The organism is Acetobacter sp. ESL1128 (assembly GCF_058505085.1).
Genome location: NZ_CP196369.1, coordinates 1,117,816 through 1,137,625 on the forward strand (window position 1 = coordinate 1,117,816; position 19,810 = coordinate 1,137,625).

Annotated in this window: 19 protein-coding genes; all 19 read left to right on the forward strand. The window is 59.7% G+C overall.

What is annotated here, in order from left to right:
* Nucleotides 1-191: 191 nt before the first annotated feature.
* The 19 genes from ACSYTG_RS05210 (at nucleotide 192) to hypE (ending at nucleotide 19,810) form a co-directional block, all read left to right on the forward strand.
* Nucleotides 192-1,556, forward strand: a complete 1,365-nt coding sequence (locus tag ACSYTG_RS05210; protein ID WP_095349792.1) for a sensor histidine kinase — start codon at nucleotides 192-194, stop codon at nucleotides 1,554-1,556.
* 7 nt (nucleotides 1,557-1,563) lie between these two features.
* Complete coding sequence (locus tag ACSYTG_RS05215) at nucleotides 1,564-2,562, forward strand: NADH-quinone oxidoreductase subunit B family protein (RefSeq protein WP_165925963.1); 999 nt, start codon at nucleotides 1,564-1,566, stop codon at nucleotides 2,560-2,562.
* Between the two features lie 8 nt (nucleotides 2,563-2,570).
* Nucleotides 2,571-4,046, forward strand: coding sequence for a nickel-dependent hydrogenase large subunit (locus tag ACSYTG_RS05220; protein ID WP_489783975.1), 1,476 nt, complete (start codon nucleotides 2,571-2,573; stop codon nucleotides 4,044-4,046).
* Entirely contained in the window at nucleotides 4,046-6,355 is a 2,310-nt protein-coding gene (hypF, locus tag ACSYTG_RS05225) for a carbamoyltransferase HypF (RefSeq protein WP_489783976.1), read from the forward strand. Before ACSYTG_RS05220 ends, hypF begins: the two co-directional genes overlap by 1 nt.
* Nucleotides 6,356-6,529: 174 nt before the next feature.
* Nucleotides 6,530-7,609, forward strand: coding sequence for a hydrogenase small subunit (locus ACSYTG_RS05230; RefSeq protein WP_025825895.1), 1,080 nt, complete (start codon nucleotides 6,530-6,532; stop codon nucleotides 7,607-7,609).
* Nucleotides 7,606-9,426, forward strand: a complete 1,821-nt coding sequence (locus tag ACSYTG_RS05235; RefSeq protein WP_095349795.1) for a nickel-dependent hydrogenase large subunit — start codon at nucleotides 7,606-7,608, stop codon at nucleotides 9,424-9,426. The genes ACSYTG_RS05230 and ACSYTG_RS05235 overlap by 4 nt, the downstream gene beginning before the upstream one ends.
* Before the next feature lie 13 nt (nucleotides 9,427-9,439).
* A complete protein-coding gene (cybH, locus tag ACSYTG_RS05240) occupies nucleotides 9,440-10,201 on the forward strand; it encodes a Ni/Fe-hydrogenase, b-type cytochrome subunit (RefSeq protein WP_086646434.1) in 762 nt (253 codons plus the stop codon).
* A gap of 218 nt (nucleotides 10,202-10,419) precedes the next feature.
* The gene (locus ACSYTG_RS05245) at nucleotides 10,420-11,070 is read left to right on the forward strand and encodes a HyaD/HybD family hydrogenase maturation endopeptidase (RefSeq protein WP_489783977.1); all 651 of its coding nucleotides are present in this window, start codon (nucleotides 10,420-10,422) and stop codon (nucleotides 11,068-11,070) included.
* A 3-nt stretch (nucleotides 11,071-11,073) separates the two neighbouring features.
* Nucleotides 11,074-11,442 (forward strand): HypC/HybG/HupF family hydrogenase formation chaperone, encoded by a 369-nt coding sequence (locus tag ACSYTG_RS05250; protein ID WP_278741045.1) that lies wholly within the window; start codon nucleotides 11,074-11,076, stop codon nucleotides 11,440-11,442.
* 6 nt (nucleotides 11,443-11,448) lie between these two features.
* The gene (locus tag ACSYTG_RS05255; protein ID WP_489783978.1) at nucleotides 11,449-11,859 is read left to right on the forward strand and encodes a thioredoxin domain-containing protein; all 411 of its coding nucleotides are present in this window, start codon (nucleotides 11,449-11,451) and stop codon (nucleotides 11,857-11,859) included.
* The gene (locus ACSYTG_RS05260) at nucleotides 11,856-12,746 is read left to right on the forward strand and encodes a hydrogenase expression/formation protein (RefSeq protein WP_489783979.1); all 891 of its coding nucleotides are present in this window, start codon (nucleotides 11,856-11,858) and stop codon (nucleotides 12,744-12,746) included. The genes ACSYTG_RS05255 and ACSYTG_RS05260 overlap by 4 nt, the downstream gene beginning before the upstream one ends.
* A complete protein-coding gene (gene hybE / locus ACSYTG_RS05265) occupies nucleotides 12,743-13,585 on the forward strand; it encodes a [NiFe]-hydrogenase assembly chaperone HybE (RefSeq protein WP_489783980.1) in 843 nt (280 codons plus the stop codon). Before ACSYTG_RS05260 ends, hybE begins: the two co-directional genes overlap by 4 nt.
* 2 nt (nucleotides 13,586-13,587) lie before the next feature.
* Entirely contained in the window at nucleotides 13,588-14,592 is a 1,005-nt protein-coding gene (locus tag ACSYTG_RS05270; protein WP_489783981.1) for a hypothetical protein, read from the forward strand.
* Complete coding sequence (hypA, locus tag ACSYTG_RS05275; RefSeq protein WP_489783982.1) at nucleotides 14,585-14,926, forward strand: hydrogenase maturation nickel metallochaperone HypA; 342 nt, start codon at nucleotides 14,585-14,587, stop codon at nucleotides 14,924-14,926. The genes ACSYTG_RS05270 and hypA overlap by 8 nt, the downstream gene beginning before the upstream one ends.
* Nucleotides 14,926-15,852, forward strand: a complete 927-nt coding sequence (gene hypB / locus ACSYTG_RS05280; RefSeq protein ID WP_489783983.1) for a hydrogenase nickel incorporation protein HypB — start codon at nucleotides 14,926-14,928, stop codon at nucleotides 15,850-15,852. The genes hypA and hypB overlap by 1 nt, the downstream gene beginning before the upstream one ends.
* 7 nt (nucleotides 15,853-15,859) lie before the next feature.
* Nucleotides 15,860-17,347, forward strand: a complete 1,488-nt coding sequence (locus ACSYTG_RS05285; protein WP_165925973.1) for a sigma-54-dependent transcriptional regulator — start codon at nucleotides 15,860-15,862, stop codon at nucleotides 17,345-17,347.
* Between the two features lies 1 nt (nucleotide 17,348).
* Nucleotides 17,349-17,630 carry a HypC/HybG/HupF family hydrogenase formation chaperone gene (locus ACSYTG_RS05290; protein WP_086646444.1) on the forward strand — a complete coding sequence of 94 codons (282 nt, stop codon included), beginning with the start codon at nucleotides 17,349-17,351 and terminating at the stop codon, nucleotides 17,628-17,630.
* Between the two features lie 3 nt (nucleotides 17,631-17,633).
* A complete protein-coding gene (hypD, locus tag ACSYTG_RS05295; RefSeq protein ID WP_489783984.1) occupies nucleotides 17,634-18,755 on the forward strand; it encodes a hydrogenase formation protein HypD in 1,122 nt (373 codons plus the stop codon).
* A complete protein-coding gene (gene hypE / locus ACSYTG_RS05300) occupies nucleotides 18,755-19,810 on the forward strand; it encodes a hydrogenase expression/formation protein HypE (RefSeq protein ID WP_415420326.1) in 1,056 nt (351 codons plus the stop codon). Before hypD ends, hypE begins: the two co-directional genes overlap by 1 nt.

A 19,810-nucleotide genomic window follows, 5' to 3' on the forward strand; every position in this document is an offset into this window, starting at 1 on the left:
AAATGCTCCAAAGCGTAAGGTCAGGATAGACGTGTCCAGATATGAATAGCAGGGCACAAGTGAATTAATGAATAACAATAATATAAATGCTCTGGTTATGTTTTTTGTTTCGTTTTCTGTGGGTAGGCGGCGCTTGGGCCTGTGTTATAATCCCCGCCACGTTCACGTATGAATTAAGGGGAGGGCCGTCAATGCTGACCGGAAAGGCCCCACAGCCCGAGCCTGTTAACGCCTCCGCCGAGGGCGAGCAGATATGGCTGAACGTTATAGGTAAAATGGAAGAAACCTGGGGCCAGCTTATTGGCCAGCAGGTGGAGCTGGAGCGTAAAAATGCCGCTTTGGAAGAAGCGCACGCATTTATGGCCAGCGTGTTTGAATCCATGTCCGATGTGCTGGTGGCGTGCGATACGGCACTGCGCATCGTGCGCACGAATACGGCTGCGGAAAAACTGTTTGCACCAGAAGGGCAAAGCATTGTCGGCGTGCGGCTGGAGGACCTGATAGCTCCCTCATCTGGCTTGAAAGCCGAGGATGTTGCAAGCAGCATGACCCGGCGGCAGGGGCTGGAGGACAGGGAGTTCCAGTTCTCCACCACATCGGGTGCGCTGCCTTTTGCCGTTAATGGCACGCTGTTATACGACCGGCGGCAACGCCTTTCCGGCATTGTGCTGCTTGGTCGGCCCTTGGGGGAGGTCAGGCGCGCTTATTCCGAGCTGGATCAGGCGCACCGTAACCTCAAGGCTGCCCATGTGCAGCTGGTACAGGCCGAAAAAATGGCATCCCTTGGGCGGCTGGTTGCCGGGGTTGCGCATGAGCTGAATAACCCGATCTCGTTCGTGTATGGCAATGCCTATACGCTCAAACGCTTTGTTCCCCGGCTGGTCGCGTATCTGGAGCACATTCACGCCCAGCCCGGCGCAGCCCTGTTTGCGCAGGAGCGGCAGGCATTGCGGGTGGATATGGTTGTCTCCGAACTGGGGGGTACGCTGGACGGTATTGTAGAAGGTGCCGAGCGCGTGCGTGATATTGTGGCCGACCTGCGCCGCTTTTCATCAGACCGGCGGAGTGCTGGGGCTGTGTTCGACATGGCAGGCGTTGTGCGTACGGGGCTGGAATGGGTGCTTGCCAGCGCGGACCGTATTGTGGAAACCCGCATGGATGTGGAAGAGCCGCTGGAGGTTGAAGGCCATGCAGGGCGCATGCAGCAGGTTGTCATGAATCTGGTGCAGAATGCGCTCGATGCCATGGAAGATGTGCCACACCCTGTGCTGTGCGTGACAGCAAAGCGGGATGGCGTGCGCGTGCGCGTGCAGATTGCCGATAACGGGAGCGGTATCCCCCCCGATGTGGCTGGCCATATATTTGATCCGTTTTTTACAACCAAGCCTGTCGGCAAGGGAACGGGGTTAGGGCTTGCCATCTGCTATGGCACCGTATCCGACCATGGGGGGCAGTTTACGGTGCGTAACGGGGCGCAGGGTGGTGCGGTTGTGGCGTTTGACCTGCCCGCATTTGCCCCGGATGGCGGGCCAGCCGTGTTGCCGGAAGAAGGGTAGGGAGAGCATGGCTTTTACTGTTCTGTGGCTTCAGTCCGGCGGGTGCGGCGGGTGCAGCATGTCGCTCCTGTGCGCTGAAACCCCGGACCTTGTGGCCCAGCTACGCGGTGCGGGTGTGGAGTTTTTGTGGCATCCCAGCCTGTCGGAGCAAAGCGGTGCGGAGGTCAAGGCTCTGCTGGCGGACATTCTGGCTGGCCGAGTGCGGATGGATGCCCTGTGTCTGGAAGGGGCCGTGCTGCGTGGGCCAGAAGGCACGGGCCGTTACCATGTTATGGGGGGCACGGACTTGCCCATGATGGAATGGGTCCGCCAGTTGGCCGCAGTTGCGCGTTACGTTGTGGCTGTGGGCAGTTGCTCGGCTTATGGCGGTATGGCTGCGGCGTCCCCCAATATTCTGGATGCCTGTGGGTTGCAGTATGAAGGTGTGCATCCTGGTGGAGCGCTGGGGGCGGATTTTCGGGCGCAATCCGGTTTGCCGGTTGTGAATATCGCAGGCTGCCCGACGCATCCGGGCTGGGTGATTGAGACACTGGCCCTGCTGGCACAGGAAAACCTGCACGCGGAGGATATGGACGCAGTCGGTCGCCCCCGCCTGTATGCTGACCAGCTTGTGCATCAGGGCTGCACGCGGAATGAGTATTACGAATACAAGGCCAGTGCGCGCCAGCCCGCCCAGTTGGGCTGCATGATGGAATATATGGGGTGTGTCGGCACACAGGCCCATGCGGACTGCAACAACCGCCTGTGGAACGGGGAAGGTTCCTGCACACGAGGAGGCTATGCCTGCATTAACTGCACAGCCCCCGAGTTTGAGGAGCCGGGACACCCTTTTGCTCAAACGCCGCGTATAGCCGGTATTCCTGTTGGCTTACCAACCGATATGCCAAAAGCATGGTTCGTTGCGCTCTCCACGCTGGCAAAGGCGGCAACGCCGGAGCGTGTTGCCCGCAACGCGGTAAGCGATCATCTGCTTGTGCCGCCAAGTAGCACGGGGGCGGAGGGGTAGGCGCATATATGGTGGAGCAGACAAAAACCCGGCTGGTGGCAGGCCCTTTCAACCGCGTGGAAGGGGATCTGGAGGTGCGGCTGGATGTTGTGGGGCATCAGGTGGAGCGGGCTTGGGTAAATGCGCCGCTCTTCCGGGGTATAGAGCGGGTGCTGGAAGGCCGCACCCCCATGGATGCACTGGTTATTGCGCCGCGCATCTGTGGCATATGTTCTGTCTCCCAGTCTCATGCTGCCGCACTCGCGTTGGGCGGTGTTATGGGCGTGGTGCCAACCCATAACGGCCAGCTTGCCACCAACCTGATTTTGGCGACTGAAAATCTGGCAGATCACCTCACGCATTTTCACCTGTTCTTCATGCCCGATTTTGCCCGCCCGGATTATGAGGGACGGCCTTGGTACCCCCGTGCGTATGAGCGTTTTGCCGCATTGCGCGGGAGTGCCGTGCGCGGTATTTTGCAAACGCGGGCACTGGCACTGCATGTTATGGGTATTCTGGCAGGGCACTGGCCGCACACGCTGGCCATACAGCCCGGCGGTTTGTCCCGCGGGGTGGAAAAGCAGGAATGCACACGCCTGCTGGGTATTCTGGGGGGTGTACGCGCCGCGCTGGAGGAAAGTCTGTTTGGCGCAAGGCTGGAGGATGTTGCCGCCCTGTCCGCCCCGCAGGACCTCCGCCACTGGAGGGATAAACAGAACGGATCAGATTTTGGGCTGTTTTTACAAATTGCCCAGGACCTTGCCTTGCAGCACAGTGGGCGCAGCTACGATCGGTTTTTAAGTTTTGGAGCGTATCCGGGTTTTGAATCTGATCCCCGGCAACGCCACTGGCGCTCTGGTATTTTTGAATCCGGGGCCGTGCGAGCCTTGAATATTCAAGAGGTGCGGGAAGATCACACCTTCAGCCATATGGCGCAGGCCCCGCAGCCTTTGCCTCCGTTTGAAGGCACGACCGAACCCCATATGCGCGAGGATGCGTCCTACACATGGTGCAAGGCTCCCCGCATGGCGGGGTTGCCGTGCGAGACAGGCGCTCTGGCCCGCCAGCTTATGGCAGGCCAGCCATTGGTGCGTGCACTTGTGGCTGATCATGGTGGGAATGTTCTGTCCCGCGTGGTGGCGCGGCTTGTGGAGGTTGCACGGCTTGTGCCGCTTATGGAGCAATGGGTCCGCGCTTTGCGTCCGGGCGAGCCGTGGTGCCACGCCCAGCCCGGCACCGTGCCCGATGGGCGCGCCATAGGCATGACAGAGGCCGCCCGTGGTGCTCTGGGCCACTGGCTTTGCGTGGAAAAAGGGCTGATCTCGCGCTATCAAATTATAGCCCCGACAACATGGAACTTTTCACCGCGAGACAGCGCCGGGGTGGAAGGCCCGCTTGAATACGCGCTAAGGGGGGCTCCCGTAAAAGAGGGGGAGCAGACCCCGCTTTCCGTGCAGCATATTGTGCGCTCGTTTGACCCATGCATGGCATGTACCGTGCACTAATGCCCGAGTGTGCTGAGGAAATTTTTGTAACAGGTTTGGTGCAGGGGGTTGGTTTTCGGCCTTTTGTATGGCGTCTTGCGCAAAAACTGGGGCTGCGGGGCTATGTGAGCAACAGGGGCGATGGCGTGCGGATTGTCGTGGCCGGGCCAGCAGAGCGGGTGGCGGCACTGGTGGATGCGCTCGCAAGCCCGCCCCCTCGTTCCCGCATTGTGGCGATCAGCCGCAGCACGGCGCAGGACGAAGGCTGGCAGGGTTTTACCATACAGGCCAGCCAGCCTGGTACGGTGCAGGCTGGCATTGTGGCGGATCTGGCTATATGCCCCGCCTGCATTGCGGAAATTGCGGATAAAAAAGACCGCCGCTACCAGTATGCTTTTACAAACTGCACAGATTGCGGACCACGTTTTTCCATTGTCACCGGCATTCCGTATGATCGTGCCCGCACGACCATGGCGGCCTTTGCCATGTGCCCCGCCTGTGGGGCCGAATATGCCAACCCGCAGGACAGGCGCTTCCATGCCCAGCCCGTTGCCTGCCCGGTGTGCGGCCCCCGGTTGACGTTTGTCTCCGGGCAAAAGGGGAGCAATCCTGTTGTGGGGGATGGGGCGCTTGATCAGGCCGTGAGCAGTCTGCTGGCGGGGCAGGTGGTGGCCATAAAGGGGATCGGCGGTTTTCATCTGGCCTGCCTTGCGGGTTCGGAGGTGGCTGTTGCAGCACTGCGGGAGCGCAAAAAACGGCCCACCCGCCCGCTTGCGGTTATGGTGCGGGATATGGCTATGGCGGAAGACTATGCCCATTTCTGTGCTGCGGAGCGTCAGGCGCTGGAGGATGTCTCAGCCCCCGTCGTGCTGGTCCGCCAGCGCAGGGAACGGGCTTTTGCACCCAATGTGGCCCCGGGTATGGAGCGGGTCGGGCTGCTTCTGCCCTATACGCCGCTGCATGTTGTGCTCATGCAAAAAGTTGGTCAGCCGCTGGTCATGAGCAGCGCAAACCGTTCGGGGCAGCCGCAGGTTGTGCATAATGCCGAAGCGCTGGAGAGCTTGCAGGGCGTTGCGGATGCGTGGCTCATGCACAACCGGCCTATTGCCAGGCGGCTGGATGATAGCGTGGTGCGTGTGCTGGCCGGGCAAGCACGGGTTTTGCGCCGGGGCCGGGGGCTGGCACCAGAGCCACTGCCGCTACCGGCTCTTATGGCAAAAGCTCCCCCCGTTCTGGCTATGGGAGGGGATTTAAAAGCCGCGTTCTGTCTGACGCAGGGCGGGCGGGCTCTGCTGTCCCACCATCTGGGGGATATGGCGCAACTGGCTACGGAGCAGGCTATGCTGGCAGCTCTGGCGGATTACAGGGCACTGTTCGGGCAAACGCCCGCCATTGTGGCGGTGGATGCCCACCCCGGTTACCGCAGCCGTGCTATAGGGCAAAAACTGGCGGAAGATCACGGCTGGCAGCTTGAAACAGTCTGGCACCACCATGCTCATATTGCCGCTACTATGGCCGAGAATGGGTGGGAGCAGGGGCCAGTTCTGGGGCTGGCGCTTGATGGTACGGGTTATGGGCCGGATGGCACCTTATGGGGGTGCGAAATACTGATGTGTGATTATGCCCATATGACCCGCTTGGGCCGTTTGGCCACAGTGCCCATGCCGGGGGGAGAAAAAGCTACGCGTGAACCCTGGCGCATGCTTTTGGCACATCTGGACAACGCTTTGGGGGCGGAGGAGGCCTGCAAAGTGCAGGCACAACTCTGCGCGCTAAAGGACAAGCCGGTGGATGCCCTGCGCTCCATGGTACGTGCGGGGGTTAATGCTCCCCTGACCAGCTCCGCCGGGCGCCTGTTTGATGCCATGGCAGCCCTTGTTGGCACGGCCCCAACCCGCCTGAGTTATGAGGGAGAGGCCGCCATGCAACTGGAATCGCTGGCTGAAAGGGCAGAAGGAGCCTGTGAGCCGCTGGAGTTTGGTTTGCATCTGTGCGGCACCTTGCTGGAAATAGATCCCGCTCCCATGTGGCGCGCTGGCCTGCACAGGCTGGCAGAAGGGGTTGCTGCCCCCGAACTGGCCTGGGCGTTCCATGCCGGGCTGGTGCGTGTTCTGGCCAAAGCCGCAGGCCAGCTTGCCCGGCGTACGGGGGTGGGTACGGTGGCGCTGGCGGGCGGGGTTATGCATAACGGTGTGCTTGTGGGCCTGCTAGTGCCGCTTTTGCAGGCCGCCGGGTTGCGCGTGCTCCTGCCCGCGTGTGTACCTGCGGGGGATGGCGGGCTGGCCGTGGGGCAGGCTGCGGTGGCGGCATACCGGCACAGTCAGGCCTGAAATAACAGATAAAAGTGGAAAGCTGGCTGCCAATTCTGTCGGCAGGGCTGTGTCCATTGGCGTGTCTGGGGCGGAGCCGCCTGCCTTTTTGGGGCGTGGCACACTTCTTGCTTTCTCCTTGTAGGTAATTGCGGACCTGTTCTGGTTCGCCGCCTGAGGAGGACGTCTTCATTGATGGCTGGACTTGAAACGTTTTATGACGTGATGCGACGGCAGGGCATTACCCGCCGCTCGTTTATCAAATACTGCTCGCTTACCGCTGCGGCCCTTGGTCTGGGGCCTGAGTTTGTGCCCCAGATTGCCAGCGCGATGGAAACCAAACCCCGCCTGCCCGTATTGTGGCTGCATGGGTTGGAATGCACCTGCTGCTCGGAAAGCTTTATTCGCTCGGCGCATCCGCTGGTCAAGGATGTGGTCCTGTCCATGATCTCGCTGGATTATGATGATACCCTTATGGCGTCTGCCGGGCATCAGGCTGAGGCCATTCTGGACGAGGTCATGGAGAAGTATCACGGCAACTATATTCTGGCCGTGGAGGGGAACCCGCCCCTTAATGAAGATGGCATGTACTGCATTATTGGCGGCAAGCCATTTGTGGAGCAGCTTAAAAAAGTGGCCAGCGGGGCCAAGGCCATTATCTCGTGGGGGTCATGCGCTTCGTATGGCTGCGTGCAGGCGGCTCGGCCCAACCCCACACAGGCAACCCCCGTCCACAAGGTTATCCTGGACAAGCCCATTATCAAGGTGCCCGGTTGCCCGCCCATTGCCGAGGTCATGACCGGCGTTATTACCTACATGCTTACATTTGACCGCCTGCCCGAACTTGACCGGCAGGGGCGGCCCAAAATGTTCTACTCCCAGCGCATTCACGACAAATGCTACCGCCGCCCGCATTTTGATGCAGGCCAGTATGTGGAAAGCTTTGATGATGAAGGGGCCCGCAAGGGGTACTGCCTCTACAAGGTCGGTTGCAAAGGCCCAACCACCTATAACGCCTGTTCTACCGTGCGGTGGAATGATGGCGTGTCCTTCCCCATCCAGTCCGGTCATGGCTGCATTGGCTGCTCTGAAGATGGGTTCTGGGACAAGGGGTCATGGTACGCAAGGCTCCAGAATGTCGGGGGTTTTGGCATAGAAGCCAGTGCGGACAAGGTAGGCATGGTTGCCGCCGGAGCCGTAGGTGCGGGCCTTGCCGCCCACGCCGCCATAAGCGCGCTCAGCCGCGCACGTTACAAAGGGGATGATGCCCAATGACCACGCTCCAGACACCAAACGGTTTTGCGCTTGATAACGGTGGAAAGCGCATTGTGGTGGACCCGCTGACCCGCATTGAAGGGCATATGCGCGTTGAGGTTAATGTGGATGAGCAGAACATCATCCGCAATGCGGTTTCCACCGGCACAATGTGGCGCGGGCTGGAGGTTATTCTGCGTGGGCGCGACCCGCGTGACGCATGGGCTTTTGTGGAGCGTATCTGCGGTGTGTGCACCGGCTGCCATGCTCTGGCCTCCGTGCGTGCGGTGGAAGATGCGCTGGATATTCGCATTCCCACCAATGCATTCCTTATCCGCCAGATCATGGCCAAGGTTCTGGCATGGCATGACCATGTCGTGCATTTTTACCACTTGCATGCGCTGGACTGGGTTAACCCGGTCAATGCCCTGCGGGCGGACCCACGTGCAACATCCATGTTGCAGCAATCGGTTTCTCCTAATCATGCCAAATCTTCTCCTGGTTATTTCCGCGATGTGCAGAACAGGCTGAAAAAATTTGTGGAGAGCGGGCAGCTCGGCATTTTCAAAAACGGGTACTGGGACAGCAAAGCCTATCTGCTCCCGCCCGAAGCCGATCTTATGGCTGTAACGCACTACCTTGAAGCACTGGATTTTCAAAAAGAAATTGTAAAAATCCATACCATTCTGGGGGGGAAGAACCCGCACCCCAACTACATGGTTGGCGGCGTTCCCTGCGCGATCAATATTGATGGGGACATGGCAGCAGGGGCTCCGCTGAACATGGAGCGCCTGAACTTCATCAAGCAAAAGCTGGATGAAGCTTACGAGTTTTCGCAAAACGTGTATGTGCCCGATGTTATCGCGATTGCCAGCTATTACAAAAACTGGCTCTACGGTGGTGGTCTGGCAAACCATAACCTCATGGATTACGGCGATTACCCAACTGTGCAGGGGGATAAATCCACCGACCGTCTGCCCGGTGGTGTAATCCTGAATGGCAACTGGAACGAAATCCACCCGATTGATGCCCGTGACCCGCAACAGGTGCAGGAGTTTGTAACCCATAGCTGGTACAGCTACGGGCAGGGCCGTGAAGATATTGGGCTGCATCCATGGGATGGGGTAACCGACCCGCATTACGCTCTGGGCAGTGGGGCCAAAGGCACGCGCACCAATATTGAAGCAGTGGACGAAAACGCCAAATATTCGTGGGTCAAAGCACCGCGCTGGCGTGGCAATGCGTGCGAGGTCGGGCCTTTGGCGCGCTATATTCTGGCGTATGCAAAAGGCGTGCCCTACGTTAAGGCGCAGGTGGATGATGCACTGGGGCGCTTTAACGCGCTGGCGGGCACCAGCTTTACTCCGCAGCAGGCGCTGCCAACCACCATTGGGCGTACGTTAACCCGCGCGCTGGAAGGGCATTATTGTGCCCAACAGTTGCTGGATGATTACGATGCCCTGATCACAAACATCCGCAATGGTGATCTGGCAACAGCCAACATGTCCCGCTGGGACCCCGCAACATGGCCCAAGGAAGCAAAAGGCGTTGGCCTTGTGGCTGCTCCGCGTGGGGGTCTTGGCCACTGGATTAAAATCAAGGATGGCCGGATAGAAAACTACCAGTGCGTGGTGCCCAGCACATGGAACGCAGGCCCGCGTGATGCCAAGGGCAATATTGGTGCATTCGAAGCCTCGCTTCTGGGCACGCCCATGGCCAACCCCGAACAGCCGGTGGAAATCCTGCGCACCCTCCATTCGTTTGACCCCTGCATGGCCTGCGCCACGCATGTCATGGCACCAGATGGGGATGAACTCGCCCGCGTAACCGTGCGCTAAGGGGGATAGCCCGATGGTTCCATCCAAATCAAACATCCTGACCGACGAGGATTTGCAGGGCACAAACCTGCAAGGGCAAAACGCGCGCGCATTGCGTGCGCGCAAGCTCACCACGATTTATGTGTATGAAGCCCCTGTGCGGCTCTGGCACTGGGTGACTGCGGCCTCTATCGTTGTGCTGGTTATTACCGGGTATTTTATTGGTTCTCCTCCCCCTTCACTGTCGGGGGAGGCCAGTAACCATTTTCTTATGGGCTGGATCCGCTACCTGCATTTTTCTGCGGCGTGGATTTTTGCCGTAGGGTTTGCCGGGCGTATTTTATGGACCTTTATGGGCAATATTTACACGCGGGAGCTTTTTTATATCCCGGTCTGGCGCAAGGATTACTGGAAAGGCCTGCTGGACGAAATACTGGTCTATGCCTTTATCAAAAAGCAGGGCGAAAAAACAATCGGGCATAACCCGCTTGCCCGTACGGCCCTGTTCTTCTGCTTTACCCTGACCGGCCTGTTCATGATTATCAGCGGGTTCGCGCTGTATTCTGATGGCACCGGAATTGATAGCTGGGAAGGCAGGGTTTTTGGCTGGGTCATGCCTTGGCTTGGGGGCAGTCTTGGCACTCACTTCCTGCACCACTGGGGTATGTGGGTTATTATTCTGTTTGTTATGATTCATATCTACACCGTCACGCGGGAGGATATTATGTCCCGCCAGACGTTGCTCTCCGCCATGACCAATGGCTACCGCTCTTACAGGGATGACCGGCCTGAGTGAGAGGATTGTGACCATAAAACTGGTCAATCTGGAAATATAGAGTCCACAAAATCCCGCCATCACATTTACGTGTTGGTGGGATTTTTGTATTTGCCCGGTCGCGTATCTGCCATTCTGGAAGTTGGCATGGTTCTTGCTTCTATTAAATGGCAGGAAAAGCGCGAACCAGTTCAGGCCGGTTCGCTGTTTCCCACGCAGGGTAGCAGGAGGCGGCAGACGTGGCGGCAGACGCGGTTCTATATGGCAATGAGCGGAAAATTCTGGTGCTGGGCATCGGGAATATCCTGTGGGCAGATGAGGGGTTTGGTGTTCGGGCTGTTGAGCACCTTGCCGCGCATTACAGTTTTGGCCCGGATGTGCAGATCATGGATGGTGGCACACAGGGGCTATACCTGCTGCCCGTGCTGGAAGACCTTGAAACCCTGATTATAGTGGATGCCATAGATTTTGGCCTCGCCCCCGCCACCTTGCACCATGTGGAAGGCTCTGCCGTGCCCGCCACAATTGGCGCGCGGAAGATGAGCCTCCACCAGACCGGTTTTCAGGAAGTGCTGGCATTGCTGGAGCTGCGTGGCCATGCACCGCGCGCTATTCATCTGGTGGGCGTACAGCCGGTGACCATGCAGGATTATGGCGGAGGATTGACCGAGGCCGTTGCCCGGCAGGTGCCCCACGCCGTGCATATGGTGCTGGAGCTTCTGGCGCAGCGCTACGGTGTTTGCCCCACGCCCTTGCAACACGTACCAGCGCCGGGGGCAGGGGTAATGACTCAGGCCGTAGCCCGCACAGCGTATGAGCAGGGCCGCCCGTCTGAAGAACTGGCCTGCCGCTATGGTGATGAACGCGTGCTTGCGCGTAGCGGGGTATAAACCATGTGCCTTGGCATCCCCATGAAAGTGCTGCGTTGCGAAGGGAGCTTTGCGCTTTGCGTGGCTGAACCTCCCCCCGGCCAGCAGCAGTCCGCCCGGCAGGAGCAGGTTGATACCATACTGGTGCCCCATGTGCAGGAAGGGGACTATGTGCTGGTTTTTATGGGCATGGCACGTGCACGCATGGAGCCGGATGAGGCCTGCAAACTGCAAGATGCCCTTCAGGCTCTAGCCACACTGGCCGCGGCGCCAGTGGATGCCGGGGCTGCCCAGCAAATTGTAACCCACGGGTTTGCAGACCTGTGCAATGCGCCACCGCGCCTTCCCCCCCACCTTCAGGCTGCATTCGATGCAGGGCTTACGGAGGCCTGAGTAAAAATGTCCGTTCTAGAACTTCCTCTGGTGCAGGGGTTAACAACCCGGCACGGTATGCCCGTTTTGCACACGCTGGAGCAGGCACAGGCAGGCTATGTGCTGCTGTTGCTACCCAGCCACGCCAGAATACATCTGGAAACCCCAGACCTTGCAGCCATTTTGCCGGACCTGTTGCAGTTGGGGGCGACCCATTTGCGGAGCGCGCAACCGATCAGTGGCGCTGTGGCAGATGCCGCGCTGGAGGCCGAACTGGTGCGGAATGAGGGCGATCTTTCCCTCCCCGCATTGGTGGTGCTGGAAAACAGGCAGGTCAAAGCCAGCATTGCGCGCATGCGCGACTGGGATACCTATGTCAGCAGGTTTGGGGCACTTTTTGCTCCCTCCACAACAGCAGACGGGGAGCCGGTGGTATGAGCGCATCTTTTATGTTCCCCCCCGTCGGGTTTGGTCCGGGTTCGCAGATCGGGCAGGAAGATGAGGAACTGAACTATCTGGCCATGCCATCGGGCGTTCATGTGTACGAACCCCATGTGCCCGAGATTGATGACCCGGCTACCATGGTGGCAACGCTTGCCTTTCTGGGCGACCTGCAAAAACAGGCGCAGGCATGGCGGGAGGGAGATGCCCGCATGCTGCCCAGGCACAACCTGAGCCCGGCCGCTGGTGCCGCGGTAAATGATGCTCTGGGGGAGGGGGAAGTCTCCGCTAGGCTGGAAGACACCGCAGGGCTGGTAGAGGTGCAGGAAACGGTTTTTGCAGGCATATGGTCCCTGCGTGCCTATGGTGGTCCGCCGGGGCAGGATGTGCGTGAACAGGTGGAGGTCTCGGCTTTTCCCAAGGCACTTCTGGCGCGTGCGTTTCCGCTCAGGCGTGCCCGCCCCGATATGGCGGCGGGTGTGGCAGATGGGGTTGTGAACGCTCCCGCTATTTTGACCGAACTGTTTGACCGGAGCGAAAACTGGAAGCCCCAGAACAGCCCCCATGTTGTCAACCTGAGCCTGCTACCCCATACGCCGGAGGATATGGCCCTGCTGGAAACCAGTCTGGGCCGGGGGCGGTTGACCATTCTCTCTCGCGGGTATGGCAACTGCCGGATAGAGGCAACAGCAACGCCCCATGTCTGGCGTGTGCGTTATTTTAATTCCATGGATACGCTTATTCTGGACACGATAGAAGTGTCTGCCGTGCCCGAAGTGGCCTGCGCCGCGATCGAGGATATTGCAGATTCTGCCACCCGCCTGCGCGAAATATGCGCCGTGCTGCAAGAGGAAAGTGCCAGCCCGCAGGGAGGGCAGGCATGAGCAGCCTCACCCCACGGTTTGAGGGGTCTTATTTGGGGGATACCGCACGTCTGGCGGATGATGCGGTTATGGAATGCAAGATCTGCTGGAGTGTGTATGACCCCGCAGAAGGGTGCGAAGTATGGCAGGTGCCCCCGCATACACCGTTTTCCAGCCTGCCGGATTACTGGCGCTGTCCTACATGCGATGGCGCAAAAGAGCAGTTTATGGTGGTGTCGGCATCCCCCGTGCCGTCCGTGCCTGCGGGGGAGGTAGCCGCCAGTAATGCCGCCCTTACGCAGGAGGAACCCAAACACACGCCAGACCCGGCCAGCGGCTTTGCCCGTGCGTTGGAAGATGTGTTTGCAGATATTTATGCCAGCAAAATGCGGGGCCTGCCGTTTGTAAACGAAGCGCTTAACGTTAAGGCGGTAGGGTTCTGTTCGTTCGAAGGGCAGTTGGTCGGGGCATTGGTCACACCGTGGTTTATGAACCTGATCGTGCTCCCCGCTGCGGGTACGGATTGGTCTGGCGTGGTTTCGGGACATAAAAAACTGCTGGAGTTCCCCTCCGGAGCCTACGAGTTTACTGCGGCCTTGCGTGATGGAGGGGAAGGCGCACTTCCGGGTTACTGGGCGTGTTCGCTGTTTTCACCCATGTTCAATTTTACCACCATGCTGCAAGCGGTTGATACGGCGCAGGCTGCCGTGCGCGGCTTGCTGGACCCTGCACTCCACCCGCAGCCCGGCACCGCCCAAACCGCAGCATCCGTTCCGCAGGTCGGGCAACCGGCAGAAACGCCGGATATGGGCCGCAGGAGCCTTCTGGTTGGTCAGTCAGCCAAAAGGGCGGGGGATTAGGTATGATTGGCACAATTCTCCTGCGTGGCGAGCAGGCCGGGCAGCCCTGGCAGGTGCAGACACATAATGTGGTTGATGCCGGGCTTTTATGTGCTGGTTTGCCGCCAGAGCAGGCTCTGGCGTTAATCGGCCGGGTTTTTGGCTTGTGCCGGGTCGCCCATATGGCGGCAAGCGCACGGGCCATGGGGCTGGCCGGGCACGCAATGCCGGACCATACCCGCATGCAGGATGAAATTTTGCAGGATCACGCCTTGGCCCTGCTGGTAACTCTTCCCGCCCAACTGAACCTGCCCCCACAGCGCGAGAGCCTGTGCCGGGTTTTGCAGGACCGGCAGGCAGGGCGCGCCATTGCAGGCGAGTTGACAGGCACAAACGTAAGTCTGGCGCACATGAACGCTCAGGCGTTTGAAGCATGGCTTGCCACTGGGCAGACGGAAAACGGTGCTTTTCTGCCTCGGCTGCTCAATCGTTGCCGCAGTGCTCTGCAAGGCGTGGGGGCGGCGGTGGGCATGGCAGGGCTAACCCCACAGGCTGTGCAGGCCCGGCTTGCGCATGAGCAGGGGCAACCTGTTCCCGCCATGGCGTATGATGCCAGCATCTGGCCCGATTATGCACACTACCCCGTTATGCAGGCTCTGGCTGAAGCGGGAGAGGTCACGCCTTTTGCACGGCTGGTGGCCCGGTTGCTGGAGTTTCTGGCCTGTCTGGAAGGGCACGTGGGGGGCATGTTTGCGCGTGTGAACCCCTTTTTGGCCAGCATGGGAGCCGGATTTGGGGTGGCCCGGGCCGCGCGTGGCATACTGGTCCATGCCGTGCAGGTGCGTAACGGACTGGTCACAGATTATCAGATCCTCTCACCCACGTTCTGGCATATGGCAGAAGGGGGGCTTTTCCGGCAGGCCATCTCCCGCCTGCGGCCCGGCTGCGCTAAGTTGTCGGTCGAGTGTGTTCTGGCTGCGCTTAACCCTTGCGTGCCTGTTACGGTGGAGGCAGCGCACCATGCATGAAATGTCCTTATGTGAAAGCCTGCTGGGCGTGATTGAGGAGAGCGCACGGCAGGAGGGGTTTATAAAGGTCACGTGCGTCAGGGTGGAAGTGGGGCGTTTTGCCGGGGTGGAACTGCCCGCCATGCGCTTTGGCTTTGAGGTTGTGGCGCGCGGCACAGTGGCCGAAGGCGCAAGGCTGGACTTTGTGGATGTGCCCGGTAGCGCATGGTGCTTTGACTGCGGGCAGACTGTGGTGCTCGAAAACCGTCTGGACCCATGCCCCCTATGTGGGGGTGTGCGCCTGCAACCTTCAGGCGGGACGGACATAAGGCTGAAAGACATGGAGGTAATCTGATGTGTACAACATGTGGCTGTAGCGGCGATGGCGCAACGTTTGAAGGGGAGAACCACGCCCATCCCCACGGTGCGCACCACCACCATGACCATGCCCACCCGCATGAACATGAGCACGCTCACGATCACCCGCACCCGCATGACGGCGCGCATGACAACGGCAGTCTGGACTATGGCAGTGGTCCTGCACGCTCGCATGCGCCGGGGCTGTCTCAGGCACGGATGGTGGAAATCGAGCGGAATATCCTTTCCAAAAACGATACCTATGCCGCCAGTAACCGCGCCTGTTTTGCACAGAATGGCAACCTCGCCCTTAACCTGCTGGCAGGCCCGGGGGCTGGCAAAACCACGTTGCTGGTTGAAACACTTAAAACGCTGGCAGGCACCATTGCGTGCTCGGTGATTGAGGGCGACCAGCAGACCAGTAATGATGCAGAGCGCATCCGGGCGACCGGCACCCCTGCCATTCAGGTCAATACCGGCAAGGGCTGCCACCTGGATGCCCATATGGTGGGCCATGCGGCAGAACACCTTGGGATGAGCATGGGCGGTATTCTGTTTATCGAGAATGTAGGCAATCTGGTCTGTCCGGCGGCATTTGACCTTGGGGAGAAACGGCGGGTCACGCTGCTTTCCGTAACGGAGGGGGAGGATAAACCCCTTAAATACCCGGATATTTTTGAAAAAGCGGATATGGTCCTGCTGACCAAGACCGACCTGCTGCCGTATCTGGATGTCGATGTTGCAGCGCTGGAAAGTAACGTAAAGCGCGTAGCGCCTGCTGCGCGTATCCTGCATGTTTCCACCCGCAACGGGCAGGGTATGCCCCAATGGCTGGACTGGCTGAAGGATGAGCGTCGCGCCCTGCTGGACGGGCTGGCCGCGCAGGCGCAGGCCCGCGCGGACATGCTGCGCGCAGCGGAGTAAGCAAAAAGTGGTAGCACCTGCCTGCATTCTGGTTGTTGATGATGAACCGCGCTCCGTGGAGGTTATTGCTCGTATTCTGCGTGAGGACTTTGAGGTTCTGAGCGCAACCAGCGTGGAGCAGGCCCGCGCATTGCTGGAGAACAACTGGGTCCACGCCATTTTTTGCGACCAGCGTATGCCGGGCATGAGTGGTGTGGAGTTTCTGGCAGAAGTGCGCGCCCGCTGGCCTGACATCGTGCGGATGATCGTAACCGGCTACACCGAACCGGACGACATGATAGACGCCATTAATCAGGCTGGTATCTACCAGTATATTACCAAGCCGTGGCACCCGGACCAGCTTTTGCTGGCCGCACGGAATGCCACACAGCTTTTTGCCATGCAGCGGGAATACGAGCGTCTTTCGCTCGAACTCAGGCTGGCGCCACCTGTAGTGGAAGGGCGTTTGCGCCAGCAGCGGGAGCGGGTGGCAGGCAGCTACCATTTTGACTCCATCATCCGCAGCCCAGCCAGCCCGATGTGCGATGTTTGCCGGCAGGCCGCCAAAACAGCGGTGTTTGACATTCCGGTGCTGATTGAAGGCGAAACCGGAACAGGCAAGGAACTACTGGCTCGGGCAGTACATTACGCCAGCCAGCGTAGTGCCGGGGCATTTGTTGCCGTCAACTGCGGGGCGATACCGGATGACCTGCTGGAATCCGAACTGTTCGGCCACCGTAAAGGCGCGTTTACCGGAGCACATGCAAATCGCCGGGGTCTTGTGGAAGAGGCTGACGGTGGAACGCTTTTTTTGGATGAGATCGGGGATATTTCTCCCGCATTTCAGGTCAAGATCCTTCGTTTTTTGCAAGAAGGCGAGTTCCGCCCCCTTGGCACAAACGAGACAACGCGTGTGGATGTGCGTGTACTGGCCGCAACACACCGGGACCTGCGGGCAGAGGTACGGGCAGGGCGGTTCCGGGAGGATCTGTATTTCCGCCTTACAGGCATGGTGCTGAGCATCCCCCCGCTTCGGAGCCGGCCTGCGGATATTCATGTTCTGGCACAGCACCTGCTGGACGCCGCCTGCGCACGGCACGGGCGGCATGTGCGCGGTTTTGCACCCGGCGTTATGGACGTGCTGGTGCGCTATGCCTGGCCCGGCAATGTGCGTGAACTGCAAAACGAAATCTTGCGCATGCTGGTGCTGGCGGAAAGTGACTGTCTGGGGCTGGACCTGCTTTCCCCCATGCTTATGGGGGTGGGGCCCGTTACGGTCACACCACAGGCACCACTTGCCGCTGAACCAACTGTGCATGACAGCGGCACCTTGCAGGAACGCATGGACGCGCTGGAAGCCGATGTGCTGATGGAAACCATAGCCCGGTGTGGCTGGAACAAAAGCCTGACCGCGCGTGAACTGGGCCTCTCCCGCGTGGGGCTGCGGGCCAAGCTTGAGCGCTACGGCATTGTTCCCGATGCGGGAAAACAGAGTTTACAGAAGGGAAATTCCTGAAATGTGTCTTGGTATTCCCGGCCGCATAACGGCAATTGTGGATGAACAGGCCATGCTGGCCGAGGTGGACGTATCTGGCGTGCGCAGGCAGGTGGATGTGCTGTGTGTTGCAGAACCGGGCAAACCGCTGGCCGAGCTTGTGGGGACATGGGTGCTTGTGCATGTAGGCTTTGCCATGAGCCGGATAGACGAGGCAGAAGCGCAGGAAACCCTGCGGCTGCTTGCCAGCATGGACGAACTGGCAGGGGAGCTGGACACCATGCGTAACAGCGCGCGGGCCTGAGCCATGCAGTTTGTAAAGGAGTTCCGCAACCCGCATCTGGCGGAAGCACTTCTGGCGCAGATCAGTCTTGTCGCCGAGCGTATCGGGCGTACCCGCAAGCGCCCTGTTACGGTGATGGAGGTGTGCGGCGGGCACACGCATACGATTTTCCGTTACGGGCTGGACCGGCGGTTGCCTGCCAATATCGAGTTTGCCCATGGTCCGGGCTGCCCGGTGTGTGTTCTGCCCAAAGGGCGCATTGAAGATGCCATAGCCATTGCGCACAAGCCCGGTGTGATCCTGACCACATTTGGCGATGCCATGCGTGTGCCCGGTGGCAGTGGCAGCCTGTTACAGGCTCGAGCCGCAGGGGCCGATGTGCGTATGGTGTATTCCCCGCTGGATGCGCTGGCTCTGGCACGGGCCAACCCGGAGCGGCAGGTCGTATTTTTTGCTTTGGGGTTTGAAACCACAGCGCCATCCACCGCCCTGACTGTTTTGCGAGCTGGTGCAGAAAAAATCAGCAATTTTTCTATTCTGTGCCAGCACATCACCATTATCCCCACCCTGCGCGCGCTGCTGGAACAACCCGACTTTGCTGTAGATGGGTTTATTGGTCCCGGCCATGTTTCCATGGTGATCGGCACAGAGCCTTATGCCTTTATTGCACAGGAGTTCAAACGTCCGTTGGTCGTGGCGGGCTTTGAGCCGCTGGATATCCTGCAATCCCTCCTGATGGTGCTCCTCCAGATTGAGGCGGGGGATGCCCGGGTGGAAAACCAGTACGCACGCGTGGTGGCCGCACAGGGGAACCCGGCTGCCATGGCCGCCATTGCGCGGGTTTATGAGGTCCGGGAAGCATGCGAATGGCGTGGTCTTGGCCAGATTGCAGGGTCCGGCCTACAATTGCGGGCTGAGTGGAGCCGTTTCGATGCGGAAAAACGCTTTGCCGTGCTCCCCCACCATCTGGCGGATCAGGAGCAATGCCGTTGCGGGGATGTGCTGACAGGGCGGATCAAACCCCCGCAATGTCAGGCGTTCGGGCGGGCCTGTTCGCCCGACCATCCATCCGGTGCGCTTATGGTTTCCTCCGAAGGGGCTTGCGCAGCGTATTACGAATATCATGGCGTAGGGGAGGCTGCATAATGCCCGGCACTCTAACTGGAGTTGGTGCAGATGGCCGCATTACGCTTGCACATGGTGGTGGCGGCAGCGCCATGCGCTCCTTAATTGATGAGGTTTTTCTGGCAGCCTTCACTCAAGGCCCGCCAGCAGTGCAGGAAGATCAGGCCCGGCTGGACCTGACCACACTGGCGCAGGCGGGGGACAGGCTGGCATTCACAACAGATGCTTTTGTGGTGGAACCACTGGAATTTCCCGGTGGGAATATTGGAACATTGGCCGTGTGCGGCACGGTTAACGATCTGGCTGTGGGTGGTGCTACTCCTGTTGCCCTGTCGGCTGCATTTGTGCTGGCAGAAGGGCTGGAGCTTGCCCTGCTCCGCCGGGTGGTGGAGGCCATGGCCCGGAGTGCAGCGCAGGCTGGTGTGCGTATTGTTACGGGGGATACCAAGGTTGTGCCCCGCCATGCCTGCGATGGGCTGTTTGTAACCACAAGCGGGGTCGGGGTTATTCGGCCCGAACACACCATAAGCATTGCCGCAGGGCAGCCGGGGGATGTGGTGCTGGTCAATGGTACATTGGGGGACCATGGGGCCGCCATATTGTGCGCACGTGGGGATCTGGCCCTTCAGACGCACCTGCAAAGTGATTGCGCACCCCTGAACACGCTGGTGGATACCCTTTTGCGTGCTGTCCCCGGTGTGCACTGCATGCGGGATGCCACGCGCGGTGGCGTTGCCGGGGTGCTGAGCGAACTGGCAGAGGCCAGCAACGTGCTGGTGACGGTGAATGAGGCCGCTTTACCAGTGCACCCCGAAGTGGAAGGGGTGTGTGAAATTCTGGGGCTGGACCCGTTGTTTCTGGCCAATGAGGGCAAACTGGTGGCCGTTGTTCCCGCATGCCATGCGGAGCACGCACTTGCCGCCATGCAAAGCCACCCGCTGGGGCGCAATGCTGCCATTATTGGCACGTTGCAAGCCAGTGCCAGCGGGCAGGGGGCGGTTCATGTTGTTAATGAGTTTGGTGGTGCACGGGTTTTAACCATGCCATCAGGCGAGCAATTGCCAAGGATTTGCTAA